17 protein-coding genes are annotated in these 14987 nt (G+C 28.4%); 1 reads left to right on the top strand and 16 read right to left on the bottom strand.

The annotated features are described in order from the left end of the window. The 10 genes from atpD to CKV87_RS08025 all read right to left on the bottom strand — a co-directional run bounded on the left by atpD (position 1) and on the right by CKV87_RS08025 (position 8527). Positions 1-1395, bottom strand: coding sequence for a F0F1 ATP synthase subunit beta (atpD, locus tag CKV87_RS07980; RefSeq protein ID WP_004509827.1), 1395 nt, complete (start codon positions 1393-1395; stop codon positions 1-3). Positions 1396-1414: 19 nt separating this feature from the next. Next, a complete protein-coding gene (atpG, locus tag CKV87_RS07985) occupies positions 1415-2302 on the bottom strand; it encodes an ATP synthase F1 subunit gamma (protein WP_012147588.1) in 888 nt (295 codons plus the stop codon). 10 nt (positions 2303-2312) lie between these two features. Further along, positions 2313-3830: a F0F1 ATP synthase subunit alpha gene (gene atpA, locus CKV87_RS07990; protein ID WP_004509829.1), complete on the bottom strand. Its 1518-nt coding sequence runs from the start codon at positions 3828-3830 to the stop codon at positions 2313-2315. A gap of 21 nt (positions 3831-3851) precedes the next feature. Beyond that, the gene (locus CKV87_RS07995) at positions 3852-4382 is read right to left on the bottom strand and encodes a F0F1 ATP synthase subunit delta (protein ID WP_004509830.1); all 531 of its coding nucleotides are present in this window, start codon (positions 4380-4382) and stop codon (positions 3852-3854) included. Next, a complete protein-coding gene (locus tag CKV87_RS08000) occupies positions 4382-4894 on the bottom strand; it encodes a F0F1 ATP synthase subunit B (protein WP_012147589.1) in 513 nt (170 codons plus the stop codon). Before CKV87_RS08000 ends, CKV87_RS07995 begins: the two co-directional genes overlap by 1 nt. Before the next feature lie 13 nt (positions 4895-4907). Next, on the bottom strand, positions 4908-5330 hold the full coding sequence (locus CKV87_RS08005) for a F0F1 ATP synthase subunit B family protein (RefSeq protein WP_004509832.1): 423 nt from the start codon (positions 5328-5330) through the stop codon (positions 4908-4910). A gap of 118 nt (positions 5331-5448) precedes the next feature. Further along, positions 5449-6303 carry a ParB/RepB/Spo0J family partition protein gene (locus CKV87_RS08010; protein WP_012147590.1) on the bottom strand — a complete coding sequence of 285 codons (855 nt, stop codon included), beginning with the start codon at positions 6301-6303 and terminating at the stop codon, positions 5449-5451. A gap of 20 nt (positions 6304-6323) precedes the next feature. Next, on the bottom strand, positions 6324-7100 hold the full coding sequence (locus tag CKV87_RS08015) for a ParA family protein (RefSeq protein ID WP_004509834.1): 777 nt from the start codon (positions 7098-7100) through the stop codon (positions 6324-6326). After that, positions 7097-7732, bottom strand: a complete 636-nt coding sequence (locus tag CKV87_RS08020; protein ID WP_012147591.1) for a biotin--[acetyl-CoA-carboxylase] ligase — start codon at positions 7730-7732, stop codon at positions 7097-7099. The genes CKV87_RS08015 and CKV87_RS08020 overlap by 4 nt, the downstream gene beginning before the upstream one ends. A 93-nt stretch (positions 7733-7825) precedes the next feature. Then, complete coding sequence (locus CKV87_RS08025) at positions 7826-8527, bottom strand: DUF5625 family protein (protein ID WP_012147592.1); 702 nt, start codon at positions 8525-8527, stop codon at positions 7826-7828. A 231-nt stretch (positions 8528-8758) separates the two neighbouring features. Between CKV87_RS08025 and CKV87_RS08030 the strand changes: the two genes are divergently transcribed. After that, positions 8759-9652, top strand: a complete 894-nt coding sequence (locus tag CKV87_RS08030) for an AEC family transporter (protein WP_012147593.1) — start codon at positions 8759-8761, stop codon at positions 9650-9652. Positions 9653-9656: 4 nt separating this feature from the next. Here the strand turns inward: CKV87_RS08030 and fmt are convergent, their stop codons facing one another. From fmt to dnaG, 6 genes are all read right to left on the bottom strand, one after another. After that, a complete protein-coding gene (gene fmt / locus CKV87_RS08035; RefSeq protein ID WP_041645089.1) occupies positions 9657-10556 on the bottom strand; it encodes a methionyl-tRNA formyltransferase in 900 nt (299 codons plus the stop codon). Between the two features lie 30 nt (positions 10557-10586). Next, complete coding sequence (gene proB / locus CKV87_RS08040) at positions 10587-11351, bottom strand: glutamate 5-kinase (protein WP_012147595.1); 765 nt, start codon at positions 11349-11351, stop codon at positions 10587-10589. Then, a complete protein-coding gene (gene obgE, locus CKV87_RS08045) occupies positions 11348-12439 on the bottom strand; it encodes a GTPase ObgE (RefSeq protein ID WP_012147596.1) in 1092 nt (363 codons plus the stop codon). The genes proB and obgE overlap by 4 nt, the downstream gene beginning before the upstream one ends. 129 nt (positions 12440-12568) lie before the next feature. Next, the gene (gene rpmA / locus CKV87_RS08050) at positions 12569-12826 is read right to left on the bottom strand and encodes a 50S ribosomal protein L27 (protein WP_004509840.1); all 258 of its coding nucleotides are present in this window, start codon (positions 12824-12826) and stop codon (positions 12569-12571) included. A gap of 24 nt (positions 12827-12850) precedes the next feature. After that, complete coding sequence (rplU, locus tag CKV87_RS08055; protein WP_004509841.1) at positions 12851-13168, bottom strand: 50S ribosomal protein L21; 318 nt, start codon at positions 13166-13168, stop codon at positions 12851-12853. A gap of 133 nt (positions 13169-13301) precedes the next feature. Continuing rightward, the gene (gene dnaG, locus CKV87_RS08060) at positions 13302-14936 is read right to left on the bottom strand and encodes a DNA primase (RefSeq protein WP_012147597.1); all 1635 of its coding nucleotides are present in this window, start codon (positions 14934-14936) and stop codon (positions 13302-13304) included. Positions 14937-14987 lie beyond the last annotated feature (51 nt).

Here is a 14987-nt window from a genome sequence, read left to right on the forward strand (position 1 = left end):
TTATTTCATTTTCTCAGCTTTTGCTAGAACCTCGTCGATTCCACCAACCATATAGAATGCCATTTCAGGAATGTTGTCATATTTACCATCTAAAATTCCTTGGAATCCTGCGATAGTATCTTTTAATTCAACATATTTACCTGGGCTTCCTGTAAATACTTCTGCAACGAAGAATGGTTGAGATAAAAATCTTTCAATTTTTCTAGCTCTTGCAACAACAAGTTTATCAGATTCTGATAACTCATCCATACCAAGAATTGCAATAATATCTTGTAAATCTTTGTATTTTTGTAATACAGATTGAACACCTCTTGCTGTATTATAGTGTTCTTGCCCGATGATATCAGCACTTAAAATTCTTGAAGTAGAATCTAGTGGATCAACCGCTGGATAAATACCTTTTTCAGCAATTTTTCTATTTAAAACTGTAGTTGCATCTAAGTGAGCAAAAACAGAAGCTGGTGCAGGGTCAGTTAAGTCATCCGCTGGTACGTAAACAGCTTGAACTGAAGTAATAGAACCTTTAGATGTAGAAGTAATTCTTTCTTGTAATTTACCCATTTCTGAAGCAAGTGTTGGTTGGTATCCAACCGCTGAAGGAATTCTTCCTAATAAAGCTGACATTTCAGATCCTGATTGAGCAAATCTAAAGATATTATCAATAAACATAAGAACATCAAGTCCTTTTTCATCTCTAAAGTACTCAGCCATTGTAAGACCTGTTAATGCAATTCTATTTCTTGCACCTGGTGGTTCACTCATTTGACCATAGCACAGTGCAACTTTGTCAAGAACGTTTGAGTCTTTCATCTCATGATAAAGGTCATTTCCTTCTCTTGTTCTTTCTCCAACTCCAGCAAATACTGAATAACCAGAGTGTTTAAACGCAACGTTATGGATTAACTCCATAATAATAACTGTTTTTCCAACTCCAGCACCACCGAATAGTCCAACTTTTCCTCCTTTTGAATAAGGAGCTAAAAGGTCAACAACTTTGATACCTGTTTCAAACATTTCAGTTTTTGTTGATTGCTCTTCAAAAGTTGGAGCAGATCTATGAATTGACCATCTTTCAGTGTCAGCAGGAATAGCAGAACCTTCATCAACTGGATCACCAATAACATTGAAAATTCTTCCTAATACAGCTTCACCAACTGGAACTTTAATTGGTCCACCAGTAGCTATACACTCTTGACCTCTAACTAAACCTTCTGTCATATCCATTGCAATAGTTCTAACTCTACTATCACCAATATGTGCAGCAACTTCTAGTACTAATCTATCTTTACTAGCATCAGCTAATGTAACATCAATAGCTTCATTGATTTCTGGTAAGTATCCGTCAAACTCTACGTCAACAACAGGACCCATTACCTGAATAACTTTACCTTTCATACGGGCAGCTCCTTATAAATTATTTTAATGCTTCAACACCACTGATAATCTCTATCAGCTCTGTTGTAATTGCAGCTTGTCTTGCTTTATTGTATTCAACCGTTAAACTATTAACTTTTTCTTTCGCATTTTTACTTGCAGCTTCCATAGCTTGCATTCTAGCACTATGCTCTGCAGCTAAAGAATCAATTAAAGCGTAATACATATTAAAATCAATATATTTATCAGTTAATTCATTTAAAACTTCATCTTCGTCTTCTTCTGGTTCAATATTTAACATAGAAGCATTATCTTGAATTTTAACATCATCTAAACTAATTGGTAATAAATCTCTAACCCTAATTTCTTGAGATAGCATATTTAAAAACCCATTATAAACAATTACTACTTTGTCAGTAACTTCATTTTTAAAATCTTCAACAACATTATGAATAAACTCAGCAGCTCTATCATAATCAGGTGCAGATGATAAATCAGTAGCTTTTTGCTCTATTGTCATTCCTTGGAATGAGAAAAAGTCAACACCTTTTCTTCCAGCAGCTCTTAATCTAACTTTTGTACCTTTTGCTTCATATTCAGAAATTAATCTACTAACAGTCTTAATTGTTGCCATATTAAAACCACCGCAAAGCCCTTTATCAGCAGTTACAAAAACAATATCAACTGTTTTTGGATTATCATTTTGTAAAAATGATCTACCAATATTTCCATCATCTTGAACTTTGCTAACTCTAGCAGCAATATCAGAAAGAACATCATTTATCTTATGTGCATAACTTCTTGCTTGTTCAGACAATTGTCTTGTACGAGTAAGTTTTGCAGAAGACACAAGCTTCATAGCTTTAGTTGTTTTCTGAGTATTTTTAACACTACCTATTTTTAATTTTATCTCTTTTAAGTTAGCCATTGACTAATCCTTAGTTTGCATTGAATACAGTTTTAAACTCTTCTAATGCAGCTTTTAATTGTGTCTCTGTATTGTCATCGATTTTTTGACTTGCTTTAATTGCTTCTAAAATATTTGAATATTTTTGTTCAAAGAACGCATGTAATTCAGCTTCAAATCTAACAACATCTTTAACTGCAATATCATTTAAGTACCCTTTAGTACCTGCATAAATAATTACAATTTGTTTTTCAATAACTAATGGTTTATTAACACCTTGTTTTAAAACTTCAACCATTCTTTGTCCAAGTTCTAACTCTCTTCTTGTTGCTTCATCTAAATCAGATGCAAATTGTGCAAATGCTTCAAGTTCTCTATATTGTGCTAAAGATAATTTTAAAGTACCAGCAACTTGTTTTGTAGCTTTAATTTGTGCAGCTCCACCAACTCTTGATACTGATAAACCAACGTTAATTGCAGGTCTAATACCTGAGTTAAATAAGTTAGTTTCTAAGAAAATTTGTCCATCAGTAATAGAAATTACGTTTGTTGGAATATATGCAGCAACGTCTCCAGCTTGTGTTTCGATGATTGGCAGAGCTGTCATTGATCCAGCACCTCTTTCATCTGACATTTTTGCAGCTCTTTCTAATAATCTTGAGTGTAGATAGAATACATCCCCTGGGTATGCTTCTCTTCCTGGAGGTCTTCTTAAAATTAATGACATTTCTCTATATGCAACAGCATGTTTAGATAAATCATCATAAATAATTAATGCATGTTTTCCATTATCTCTAAAGTACTCACCAATTGTAACACCAGTATATGGAGCTAAGAATTGTAAAGCAGATGAATCAGCAGCACTTGCATTTACAACAATTGTATAATCCATAGCACCTGATTCTTCTAATGTTCTAACAACAGAAGCAATAGAAGATGATTTTTGTCCAATTGCAACATAAATACAAATTACATTTTCACCTTTTTGGTTAAGAATTGTATCAATCGCAACTGTAGTTTTACCAGTTTGTCTATCACCAATAATAAGCTCTCTTTGCCCTCTTCCGATTGGAACTAATGCATCAATAGCTTTAATACCTGTTTGTAATGGCTCATGAACTGATTTTCTAGCCATAATTCCAGGAGCTTTTTCTTCAACAAATCTTGTTTCAGTAGCAGCAATAGCACCTTTACCATCAATTGGCTCACCAAGTGCATTTACAACTCTTCCAACTAAAGCTTCTCCAACTGGTGTTTCTAAAAGTTTTCCAACTCTTTTACAAGAAGTACCTTCTCTTAAACCTTCACCTTTTCCAAGTATAACAACCCCAACAGAAGATTCTTCTAAGTTTGAAGCAAGACCTTTCTCACCATTTTCAAACTCAACAATTTCTCCAGCCATTACATTTTTTAGACCGTAAACTTGAGCAATACCATCTGCATAAGAGATAATTTTACCAGTTTCATTTACATCTACATTTAATTCAAAGTTATCAATTCTTTCTTTAATTATAGAACTGATTTCATCAGCTTGAATTTTTGCACCCATTCAATTTCTCCTTTATAAGTTCTAAACTGCTTTTAAAATATGATCAATTAACTGTGATTTTAATCTATCTTTAGAAAAAGATATTTCAACCCCAAGTCCATCAATATCAACTTTAATACCATCATAATCACAAACATTTTGTGATAAAGATAATTTAACATCAAATTTTTTACTAAATTGTTTTTCAATTGATGATATATAATCACTTGATAATTCTTGATTAGTATAAACAACACCTATATAATTGTTATTCATTTTTGCAAGTTGGATATTTAAATCTTTTGCAATAAATGGTAATAAATCTAATCTTCTTTTTTCACCAAGCAATTTAATAAAATTATTTAATGAATTATCAGTACCATCAACGAAAGAGATTATTAAATCTACTTTTGATTTATCAGATATCTCTGGTGAAGATATAATAGAATTAAATCTTTCATCAGCAAAAGCTGAAGCTACTTGATTTAATTTATTACTAATTGTGTTAATTGATTCACTATTTCTACCATCAATTAATGCTTTTACGTATCTTTTTGCTACTAAATCTTTCATTATGCTACCTTCTTAAGAACAACATCTACTAACTCTTGTTGAGTCAATTTAATATTTTCAGAACTTAATAGCTCTTCAAGAACTTCAGCAACAACTTGTTTCTTAGCTTTTGATGTCTCAATTTTCATCATCTCTTCTAAATTTCTATTTAGATTAGTAATATCTGCATCTACAGCAGTTGTAACTTTTTGCTTAACTGAATCAATATCAGTTTTCGCACTTTCAATAATCTCTGCAGCAAGTTTTCTTGCTTCTTCTAATTTTTTTTGTGCATCTGTAACTTTATCTTGAGAAGCTTTTAAAGTTTCTTGAACTTTATCAAGTTCTGCTTGAATAGATAAAGTTCTATTAGCAAAAAATGCTTTAATTTTATCAGCAAGTAAATACCATAAAATCGCAGCAAATATAATAAAGTTAACGGTTCTTTGTACTATATCAGTCTCTACCGCACCTTGGCTTGCAAATAATGCAACAGGAGCTAAAGCTAACCCAAGTAATAAAATTCTTTTCATATTTCCAATCCCCTTAAATAGAACTAAGCTTAGCTTTTAAGCTATCGTTAAATTGAGGCATTGATGATATTAAAGAATCCTTTAATGCTTTTGTTTCATCTTGTAAATTTTTAGCAAACTCAGCAGATTTTGCTTCTAAATTTAATTTAGCACTTACAAGTTTCGCATCAGCACTCTCTTTTGCTTCCTTATATGCTTGTTCTCTAATAACAGCCGCTTCTTTTTTAGCTTTAGAAATGATTTCATTTGCTTCAGCTAACATCCCTTCTACATCTGCACCGTTTGATTTTGCATCTTCTAAATCTTTTTTTATAGAAGATGTTCTTTCATCCATGTGTTTTAATAGTGGTTTGAAAAGACAACTGTTTAGTCTAGCAACAACTAAAAGAAAGATGATACCAGAGCTAAGCAATAATACAGGACTTATGTCTAACATTCATTCCTCCATATTTTTTACAGTTTAGTTTAACTAAAACGCTAATATTCTAACAAAATAAAATATAAAAAAATATTAAAGGAGTGAATAAGACTCTAGTTTTTTTTAAAAAGTTTAACTATTGTATATTAAAGTAACTAGATATTTTATCTATGTCTTCTTGTGAGTTGAATTCAATCTTAAAGTAATTTTTTTCAGTTTTTACTTTTAGATTATTTTCTTGTAATTTTTGTACTATATTATCTAAAGAACTAAAATTATATTCAGATGTAGGTTTTGATTTTTTTGGTTTATCTTCTTTTTTTTCTTTTATTTCTTTAACTAATTTTTCAGTTTCTCTAACAGAAAGTTTTTGTCCAATGATAGAATCACAAATCATTTTTTGTTCATCATTATCAAGTCCCAACATTATTTTTGCATGACCTGCACTAATTTTATCAGTTGCAAGAAATTGTTGAACATAAGAGTTTAATTGTAATAATCTTAAAGTATTAGTTATAGAAGTTCTACTTTTAAACACTTTTTTTGATAATTCTTCATGAGTAATATTATGTTCATTTAATAATTGTGCATAACAAAATGCCAATTCAATAACATTTAAATCATCTCTTTGAATATTTTCAATTAGTGCTAATTCTCTTAATTTTAGCTCTTCAGCATCAACAATAACTGCTTTTATCTCTTCAATTTCAGCTAATTTATGAGCTCTTAATCTTCTCTCACCTGCAATTAAAGTAAAAGTTCCATCATCATTTTCAACAACAACTATTGGTTGTAATAAACCATGTTCTTTTATTGATTCACTTAACTCTTGTAATTTTTCTTCATCAAATATTTTTCTTGGTTGATTTGGATTGGCTTTAATCAATGAAACATTGATTTTTCTTATTCCAGATTTAACATTACCATTTGAATTCTCATAAGCAGACTCAACTTCACCTAATAATTCTCCTAATCCTCTACCTAAAGCCATACTATTTCCTATAAATAAAATTATCCTGTAATTGCTTTTGCCAAATTAACATAAGCTTTTGTTCCAATAGAATTTGTATCATAAAGCATAATTGGTTTACCAAAACTTGGACTTTCTGCAAGTTTAACATTTCTTGGAATAACAACATAAGAGTCATCATCAATTTTAAATAATTTATTTTCAAAGTGTTGTGCTAAATCAGCAAAAACTTGTTTTGATAAATTATTTTGAGAACTATACATCGTTGGTAAAAATCCTCTTATTTGTAAAGACTGATTTATAGTTTGTTTTACTAATTTTATTGTATTTAATAACTGTGCAAGCCCTTCTAATGCAAAAAACTCACATTGAATAGGTATTAAAACAGAAGTTGATGCACTCAAAGTATTAATTGTTATTGGTCCAAGTGCTGGAGGAGAGTCTATGATAACATAGTCATAATCGCTTTTAACTGTATCAATTTTTCTTTTTAATACAAGTTCTCTTTCTTTAGTATTTTTATAGAACTCTTTTTCAATTCCAACAAGACCAATATTTGAAGGTGCAACTTTTAAATTTTCTATTTCAGAATCTAAAATAATTTCATTTAATTCTTTTGTACCTAGCATTACATGGTATATGTTATATTCATAAGTATCTCTATGAAATCCTAAAGATGTAGTCGCATTTGCTTGAGGATCAGCATCTATTAATAGAACTTTTTTACCCTCAAGTGCCAGTGCGGCACTTAAGTTTACAGCAGTTGTTGTTTTACCAACTCCGCCCTTTTGATTAGCTATTGAAATAATTTCTGTCATCTTAAACTAAATACCTTTTTGTTATTTATTTGTATGGAACCATCATCATTTAAAATTGCACTTTCTAAAGATATTTTCTGATTATCAATGGTTGTTTGGAATTTCTTACTTTTTTCAAATTCTATCTTAAAATCACTAAATATTTGCTTCCATGAAATTTTTTTTTCAATTTCAAAAAAATAATTTTTTAAAACTTCATCAACATCTATTTTAATATCAAGCTTTTCATACTCTTTTTCAACATCTAAAAGATTTAATCCTATTCCACAAAAAATCTGATTTTTTGACATAGATGTTATAGTTCCACCAATTTTTTTATTTTCTATATAAAAATCATTTGGCCACTTTATCCAAACTTGTGAGCCTAAGTTTTTTAAAATATTTTTTAATATATAGGTAAAATATATAGAAGTACTTTGAAGTGGTAAATTTTTTGGCAAACTATTTATATCCAAAGCAAAAGAGAAAAATAAATTTCCTTTTTTTCCTATCCAAGAGTTTCCTCTACTTCCAATTCCTTGTGTTTGCAAATCTGTAACTATACACAAAGGATTTGTATATTCATTTTTTGAAATATACTCTTTCAAATATTTATGAGTTGAATCAACTTCATCTAGTCTTATTATTTTCATTTGGAGATTATATATAATTAAATTGGAATAATGTATTAATTAAATAAACAACATATTTAAAGCAAAATAGTATTTTTCACTCATATTTAATCCTTAATAGAGATTTGGTCTAAAAAAATAGATATCTAATAATGTTGTTTTTATTTTCTTTATTTCTGGAACATCTTCTAAATTTTCTAGCTTTATATGATATTTCCCTTTTGAAAGTACTATTTCTGTTATCAATTTACCTGCACTTAGATACCTGCATTTTTTTACATCACCTTTTTTCCATTCAGATTTCTTACTATCAAAACAATAACTTTTATATGTATTAGCAAATATTTCAGATAAATCCATAGTATATTCCATAGCTTTACCAACTTGTAAATTTTTAGCTCTATCTTCTGTGTATCTACTACCTAAACTAAATATATTTTCACTTTTATCTAGAGATAAAGGTGTTATAGTAAGTTTTAAAACTATTTTTGTTCCTTTTTTATTTTCATACTCATCACCTACAATATCTTTACGTATTTTATCACTTTCAGTTTTTATCCCTTTTTTAAAATTTTCTTGTGATATTTTATATTCCTCAGTAATTGAAATATAGTTAAAATTAAATTCGTAATATTCTGGTTCTGAAATATCTATATCAAAATCTGCAACAACACCTGCTTTTTCTACATCTATCTCTTTTAAAACTACGGTTTCTTCTGTAAAAGGATTTACTAATCCATATGCTACTCGAACACATCCATTAAAAATAAATACTATTAAAAGTGGTAAAAAAAATATTTTAATATAAGTTTTCATTCTATATTTCTCTCCTTTTTAAACTAACTTTGAAATCAATTATTATTTTAATACAAAACTATAACAAAAAATTGTCACAGTTTGCGTCACAATTATTTTAATTTATCAAATTTGTGTAAAATTAATTTTATCTAATCTTATTTTTTTATTTATAAACATACATAATTAAATTGGAAGATTATATTAATTATAATCAAGCTTTTATTTTAAAATTTCAAAAAAGGTTAAGAAGTGTTAGACCCAGTTTTACCAATAGCTATTTATTTAGTTTTAGGATATTTATTTAAAGTTATTTATCAGGATAATTCTAAACAACTTATTGATTTTGTTATATATTTTTCACTTCCAGCTATTGTTTTTTCTAAAATTTATCCTCTAATTCTTGACCAAAGAATAGTTGGATTAGTCTTAATGTTTATGTGTTTCATTTTAGTTAATCTTTTTCTTGCTTATTTAATTGGTAAATTGATGAGATTAAATAGAACTTATTTTGCTACATTTATGATTATGGCAACATTTGGAAATACTTCTTTTATAGGTTTTTCTTACATAGATGCATTTTATGGTCAAGACTATATAGTTTATGGTTTGATATATGATATTTTTGGTTCTTTTTTACTTTTAATATCAATTGGAATGTTTATAATTACATGGGGAAATGGTAAAAAGAATAACCTAAAACTGATTTCTAAATCAATTTTTTTATTTCCACCAGCAATTATGTTTTTTGTTACTTTGATATTAAAGAATTTTGAAATACCAAACTTTTTAATGCTAACATCAAAAACTCTTGGTTCAACTTTAGTTCCCCTTGCTATGATTGCAATTGGTATGAAATTAGAATTGAAAAATATTTTTGCACGATTACATATAGTTTCTGTTGCAATGATTTTAAAAATGATTGTATTCCCAATAATTATTTTAATTGGATTCAAATATTTTTATGGAATTGATCAAACTTGGGTAAAAGTTACCATCATAGAAGTTGCGATGCCACCAATGACTATGGCAACAGTTTTAGCAATAAAAGGTGGATTAGATGAAAAGATTGCTATAAATTCACTTGTTTTGGGAGTTTTATTAAGCCTTATTACAATTACTATGTTTACTACATATTTAGCGTAATTTTTTACGCTAAAATATCGCCAATTTCTACTCTTTGTCCTCTTACAAAATCAACCGAATTTATAGCTTTTTTAGATGGAGCTTGTAAAGTTTTTATTTTTAAACTGCCCTTTTTACAACCAACAATTATATAATCCTTACAAATATCTAAAATTTTTCCAGCTTCATTTTGTGAAGTCTCTTCCAGTAATTCAACATCTTTTAATTTCAGTTCTGATTCTAAAAAAATTCCTGGCCAAAAAGAGTAAGCTTTATATTTCAAAAAAAGATTTTTGGCATCACTAAAATCAACCAAACCATTCTCTTTTTTTATTTTTTTACAAAAGCTTACTTTGCTTTCATTTTGTTTTATTGGATTTAATCTATCAAAATTATCTAAAGTTGTTATTGTAAGTTCTGCTGCAATTAAAGATAATTTAGAAAAAGCTTCAGAAACTTCCATCGTAGGAGTTATTTTTAGATATTGTAAAGCTAAAATATCTCCACTATCAAGCCCTTCTTCCATAAACATAGAAGTAACACCAGTAAAATTATCATCATTTAAAAGTGATTCTTGAATAGGACTTGCTCCTCTATATTTAGGTAAAAGAGAAGCATGTAAGTTTATGCAAGGAGCAAGTTTTAAAATCTCTTTTGGTAATATTTGCCCATAAGCTGCAACAATTATAAAATCAGGTTTTAACTCTTTGATAACTAGATAAGCAGCTAAATTATCTCTTAATTTCTCAGGCTGAAAAATAGGAATATTTATACTATTATCAATACAAAATTGTTTTATATCAGGAGGGGTTAAAACTTGTTTTCTTCCAACTGGTTTATCAGGTTGAGTAAATAATCCAATAACTTCATAATTACTACTTAATAACTTTTTAAAAATCTCAGTTGCATAAGAAGGTGTTCCCATAAATAGAACTTTTTTTCCCAAAATTTATCCTTATTTTTTAAAAATTGTTCCACTATTATGATTATTTTCAACTAAAAAATCATAAGCATTAGTCAAGTCAAATCCACTACTTAAATACATAGGAATATTTTTTTGCATCAAAAAATCAGCAGCTTTTAGTTTTGTTACTATTCCACCTGTTGCAAATTTCGAATTTGCACTAGGAACTTTTTCTAACTCTTCTTGAGAAATTTCATTTACAATTTTTTGAAGTTTCGCATCACTAAACTCTCTTGGGTTTTTGTCATAATATCCATCAATATCAGTTAAAATTGCTAACATATCTGCTTTAAAATAGTGCGTTATATAAGCTGCAAGTTGGTCATTGTCACCAATAAGTTCTTCAGTTGCAATAACATCATTTTCATTTATAATAGGTAATATCTTATTTTTAAGTAAGTTTTCCATAACATTTTTTGCATTTTTAGATCTTTTTCTTGAATCAAAATCATCTGCTATAAAAAGCATTTGTGCAGCTGTTATACCATATTCTTCAAACATTTCTTGATATGTCTTCATCAATTTTGGTTGACCAATTGCTGCAAGAGCTTGTTTATTTGCAAGAATCTTTTTATCAAGTTGTAACACAGTATATCCAGCACCAACAGCACCAGAAGATACTAAAATAACTTCTAGATTTTTTTCATTTTTTAATTTTGCAATCAATTTTACAAGATTTTGAATTCTATCTAATGCAAGTTTTTTATTATCTTCTGTTAAAACTGCTGTTCCAACTTTTATAACCAATCTTTTCATTTATCTTGTCCTAGCAACTCATAAAGTGCGAATTCAAGTTGTTTAATATTATATTTAGTCAAAGATGAAATAGGTAAAACAAAATAAGGTTTACTTTTATCAAATCTAGAATAGATTGTATCTTGAACAAAATATGGATATTCAGTTTCAAATTTGAATTCATTTGAGTTGCTTTCTTCTAAATCTAACTCTTTAATAAAGTTTTTTATATCTTCTTCTAAATTTTCACCATAATATCCATCAATTTTACTTAAAGCTATTGCATAATTTCTTTTTGATAATTCATTTGAAAATTTGGCAACTTCTTCTTTTAAAACCTGATACTGATCTATCATTGTTCTATAATTTGCAACATCGATTACAAAAAGTAAAGTTTTTGTTCTTTCAATATGTTTTAAAAACTCTAAACCAAGACCTTTCCCATCACTTGCACCATCAATAATTCCTGGAATATCAGCCATAACAAAAGAGTTATAATTTCCAACTTCAACAACTCCTAACTTTGGAGTAAGTGTTGTAAATTCATAATTTGCAATTTCAGGAGTTGCATTTGATGTTACAGATATCAAAGTAGATTTACCAACATTTGGATAACCTACAAGCCCAACATCTGCGATTAATTTTAACTCTAATCTTATATTTTTTGTAGAACCTGGAAGTCCTGGTTGAAAATATGTTGGTCTTTGATTTCTAGAATTTTTAAAGTGAACATTTCCAAGTCCACCTTTTCCACCTTCTAAGAATAAAATTTTCTCTCCATTTTCAAGTAAATCAAATAAAACTTCATTTGTTTCATCATCTATTACTTGAGTACCAGGAGGTACTACTAAAACTAAGGAATCACCAGATTTTCCAGTCATATTCCCACCCATTCCTTGTTTACCATTTTCTGCTTTGAAAAGTTTTCGTCCTTTATAGCTTGATAATGTATCAGTGTTATTGTCTACTAAAAAATAGACATTTCCACCTTTTCCACCATCGCCACCATCAGGACCTCCTTGAACAACAAACTTTTCTCTTCTAAATGATGCACAACCTTGTCCACCTTTTCCAGATATAACAGTAAATTTAGCACTATCTATAAACATATTAATTTCCTAAAATAAATAATTAAAAACTAAAATTCTATTTAACTTTTAACTATTTATGTAATTTTAAATAAAAAAAGGGTGAATGCTAAAGCATACACCCTTTAAAAAAACTAGATAATTTTAGAATTAAGAAGCAGCGTAAACTGAAACTTTTTTTCTATTCTTATCTTTTTGTTCAAACTTTACAACACCATCAATTAAAGAGTAGATTGTATGATCTTTTCCCATACCAACATTTTGACCTAAGTGTACTCTTGTACCTCTTTGTCTAATAATGATATTTCCAGCTCTTACAACTTCACCACCATATTTTTTAACCCCAAGTCTTCTACCAGCTGAATCTCTATTATTCTGTGTACTACCTTGACCTTTTTTGTGAGCCATAATTCTTCTCCTTAACTTTTATGCTTATGCAGCAATTTTTGTAATTCTAACTTTTGTGAAGCTTCTTCTGAAACCTCTTTTTAATTTAGAATCTTTTCTTCTTCTTTTTTTGTAAATGATAACTTTTTTCGCTCTATTTACACCCGTACCATCTAAAACAACAACTGCTTCTACTTTTGCATTTGCAACAGCAGCACCAGTTTTTAATTCACCATTGTTTATAGCTAAAACATCAGTGATTTCTAAAGTTTCTTTTGCAGCTTTACCAGTATAGTCTATATCTAGGATATCACCTTCTGAAACTTTATACTGTTTTCCACCACATTTGATAATTGCGTACATCTGTCTTCCTCTAATTCAATTCTATATGGATAAAGTTGATACTTTTCATACAATTTCTATTTTTTCGAACGGGAATATTACCTTAAATTAAATTAAACTTTCTTTAAGTCTAACACCCATTTCTAAAATTATTTTATAAATTATAGCTTACAAGTTTACCTTGTTTTAGCTGATATATATTATCTTTAATTTTTCTAATCATATTTGCTTTTTGCTTAAAATCTAGTTCTTTATCATAAGAAATAGCCATTAATTTGTTAGTATAAAACTTATGTAAAAGAACTAAAAGCTCTTGATTTAGTCTTTCATCATCGTAATTTTCGAGCTTTTCATTTAAAACAATAGCATTTAAAGAACTATCTTTTATATCATTTAAAAGAAGTTCAAATTCAGTTTTATGATATTCAAACATAGAAATATCTACTATATCTAAAACAGAATCTAATCTTTCAGGTTTTTCTAAAATCGATTTTATTATACAAAGTTCAGCAATATCTATTTTTGACAAGCTAACTTGATTTGTTCTTTGTTTATCAGAACTAATTTTAACTAGATTTTCTCTAATATTTAGTTTTTGAGCTATATATCTTTTGTATTCGTCTTGGTTTAATAAACTTAAAGATTTTAAATAATCATTTGCTTCTGTAAGTGCTTTTTGTTTTTGTATTGGATCGTTTATTTCATATTTTAAAATTATATAGTCTATTGCATATGGTATAAAACTTTGAGGATTTAAAAAGATTTTATTCAGTTCTTCAATTTTTCCAGCTTTTACCATATCTGCTGGGTCTTGATTGTCACTAAATATTACAACTCCACCTTCAAACTGACTTTGACTTAGCATCACTGAAGCTTTAAAAGCAGCAGCTAGTCCAGCTTTATCACCATCATAAGCCAAAATTACTTTTGGTTCACCTCTTCTTAAAAGTGGTAAATGTTCAGCTGTAAGAGCTGTTCCAAGTGTTGCAACTGCAATATCAAATCCAGCTTGATGAAGCATAATTACATCTAAATATCCTTCACAAATAATGATTTGTTTTGTTTTATAAATTTTTTCTTTTGCTAAGTTATAACCATATAAAAGCTTTGATTTATTAAAAAGTTTTGTTTGTGGAGAGTTTACATATTTTGCATTATGTCCACTTATAGTTCGTCCACCAAAACCTACAAGTTTTCCATTTATTGAATAGATTGGAAAAGTAATTCTTTCTATAAATCGAGAATAAAGTCCATTTGCTCCTGTATCAATAACTCCTAAGTCTATTGCTTCACTTAAATTAAAATGGTTTGATTTTAAAAAGTTTATTGTATCAATAGAAGCTGGAGCATAACCTACTTCAAACTTTTGAACACTAAAATCAGAAATTCCTCTATCTTTTATATAGTTTTTAACTTGTTCATTATTTATATAAAGTTTTTGATAAAACTTATTTACATCTTCTAGTATTTTTATATCTTGTTTTTTTTCTGTTGAGCTATCATAGTCCAAAGTAAAATTATACATTGAAGCTAATTTTTCTATTGTTTCTGGATATGATAATTTTTCATATTCCATAACAAATTTTATAGAATCACCTCCAACACCACATCCAAAACAATGATAAATTTGTTTTGCTGGACTGATTACAAAAGAAGGAGTATTTTCTCCATGGAAAGGACAACAAGCCTTAAAATTTGCACCGGCCTTTTTTATCTCTATAAATTGTGAAATTACATCAACAACATCAAGGTGGTTTTTTAAATTTTCTATTGACTCTTTTTTTATCATGGCGGAATTATACACTTTTATTTTTTTATATGAACTTTTATGTTAGGATAA

This window comes from Aliarcobacter butzleri (assembly GCF_900187115.1).
Taxonomy (GTDB): domain Bacteria; phylum Campylobacterota; class Campylobacteria; order Campylobacterales; family Arcobacteraceae; genus Aliarcobacter; species Aliarcobacter butzleri.

Coding starts and splice junctions, on each gene's coding strand:
- atpD (WP_004509827.1), bottom strand. CDS start 1,395: ATGAAAGGTAAAGTTATTCAGGTAATGGGTCCTGTTGTTGACGTAGAG.
- atpG (WP_012147588.1), bottom strand. CDS start 2,302: ATGGCTAACTTAAAAGAGATAAAATTAAAAATAGGTAGTGTTAAAAAT.
- atpA (WP_004509829.1), bottom strand. CDS start 3,830: ATGGGTGCAAAAATTCAAGCTGATGAAATCAGTTCTATAATTAAAGAA.
- CKV87_RS07995 (WP_004509830.1), bottom strand. CDS start 4,382: ATGAAAGATTTAGTAGCAAAAAGATACGTAAAAGCATTAATTGATGGT.
- CKV87_RS08000 (WP_012147589.1), bottom strand. CDS start 4,894: ATGAAAAGAATTTTATTACTTGGGTTAGCTTTAGCTCCTGTTGCATTA.
- CKV87_RS08005 (WP_004509832.1), bottom strand. CDS start 5,330: ATGTTAGACATAAGTCCTGTATTATTGCTTAGCTCTGGTATCATCTTT.
- CKV87_RS08010 (WP_012147590.1), bottom strand. CDS start 6,303: ATGGCTTTAGGTAGAGGATTAGGAGAATTATTAGGTGAAGTTGAGTCT.
- CKV87_RS08015 (WP_004509834.1), bottom strand. CDS start 7,100: ATGACAGAAATTATTTCAATAGCTAATCAAAAGGGCGGAGTTGGTAAA.
- CKV87_RS08020 (WP_012147591.1), bottom strand. CDS start 7,732: ATGAAAATAATAAGACTAGATGAAGTTGATTCAACTCATAAATATTTG.
- CKV87_RS08025 (WP_012147592.1), bottom strand. CDS start 8,527: ATGAAAACTTATATTAAAATATTTTTTTTACCACTTTTAATAGTATTT.
- fmt (WP_041645089.1), bottom strand. CDS start 10,556: ATGGGAACACCTTCTTATGCAACTGAGATTTTTAAAAAGTTATTAAGT.
- proB (WP_012147595.1), bottom strand. CDS start 11,351: ATGAAAAGATTGGTTATAAAAGTTGGAACAGCAGTTTTAACAGAAGAT.
- obgE (WP_012147596.1), bottom strand. CDS start 12,439: ATGTTTATAGATAGTGCTAAATTTACTGTTATATCTGGAAAAGGTGGA.
- rpmA (WP_004509840.1), bottom strand. CDS start 12,826: ATGGCTCACAAAAAAGGTCAAGGTAGTACACAGAATAATAGAGATTCA.
- rplU (WP_004509841.1), bottom strand. CDS start 13,168: ATGTACGCAATTATCAAATGTGGTGGAAAACAGTATAAAGTTTCAGAA.
- dnaG (WP_012147597.1), bottom strand. CDS start 14,936: ATGATAAAAAAAGAGTCAATAGAAAATTTAAAAAACCACCTTGATGTT.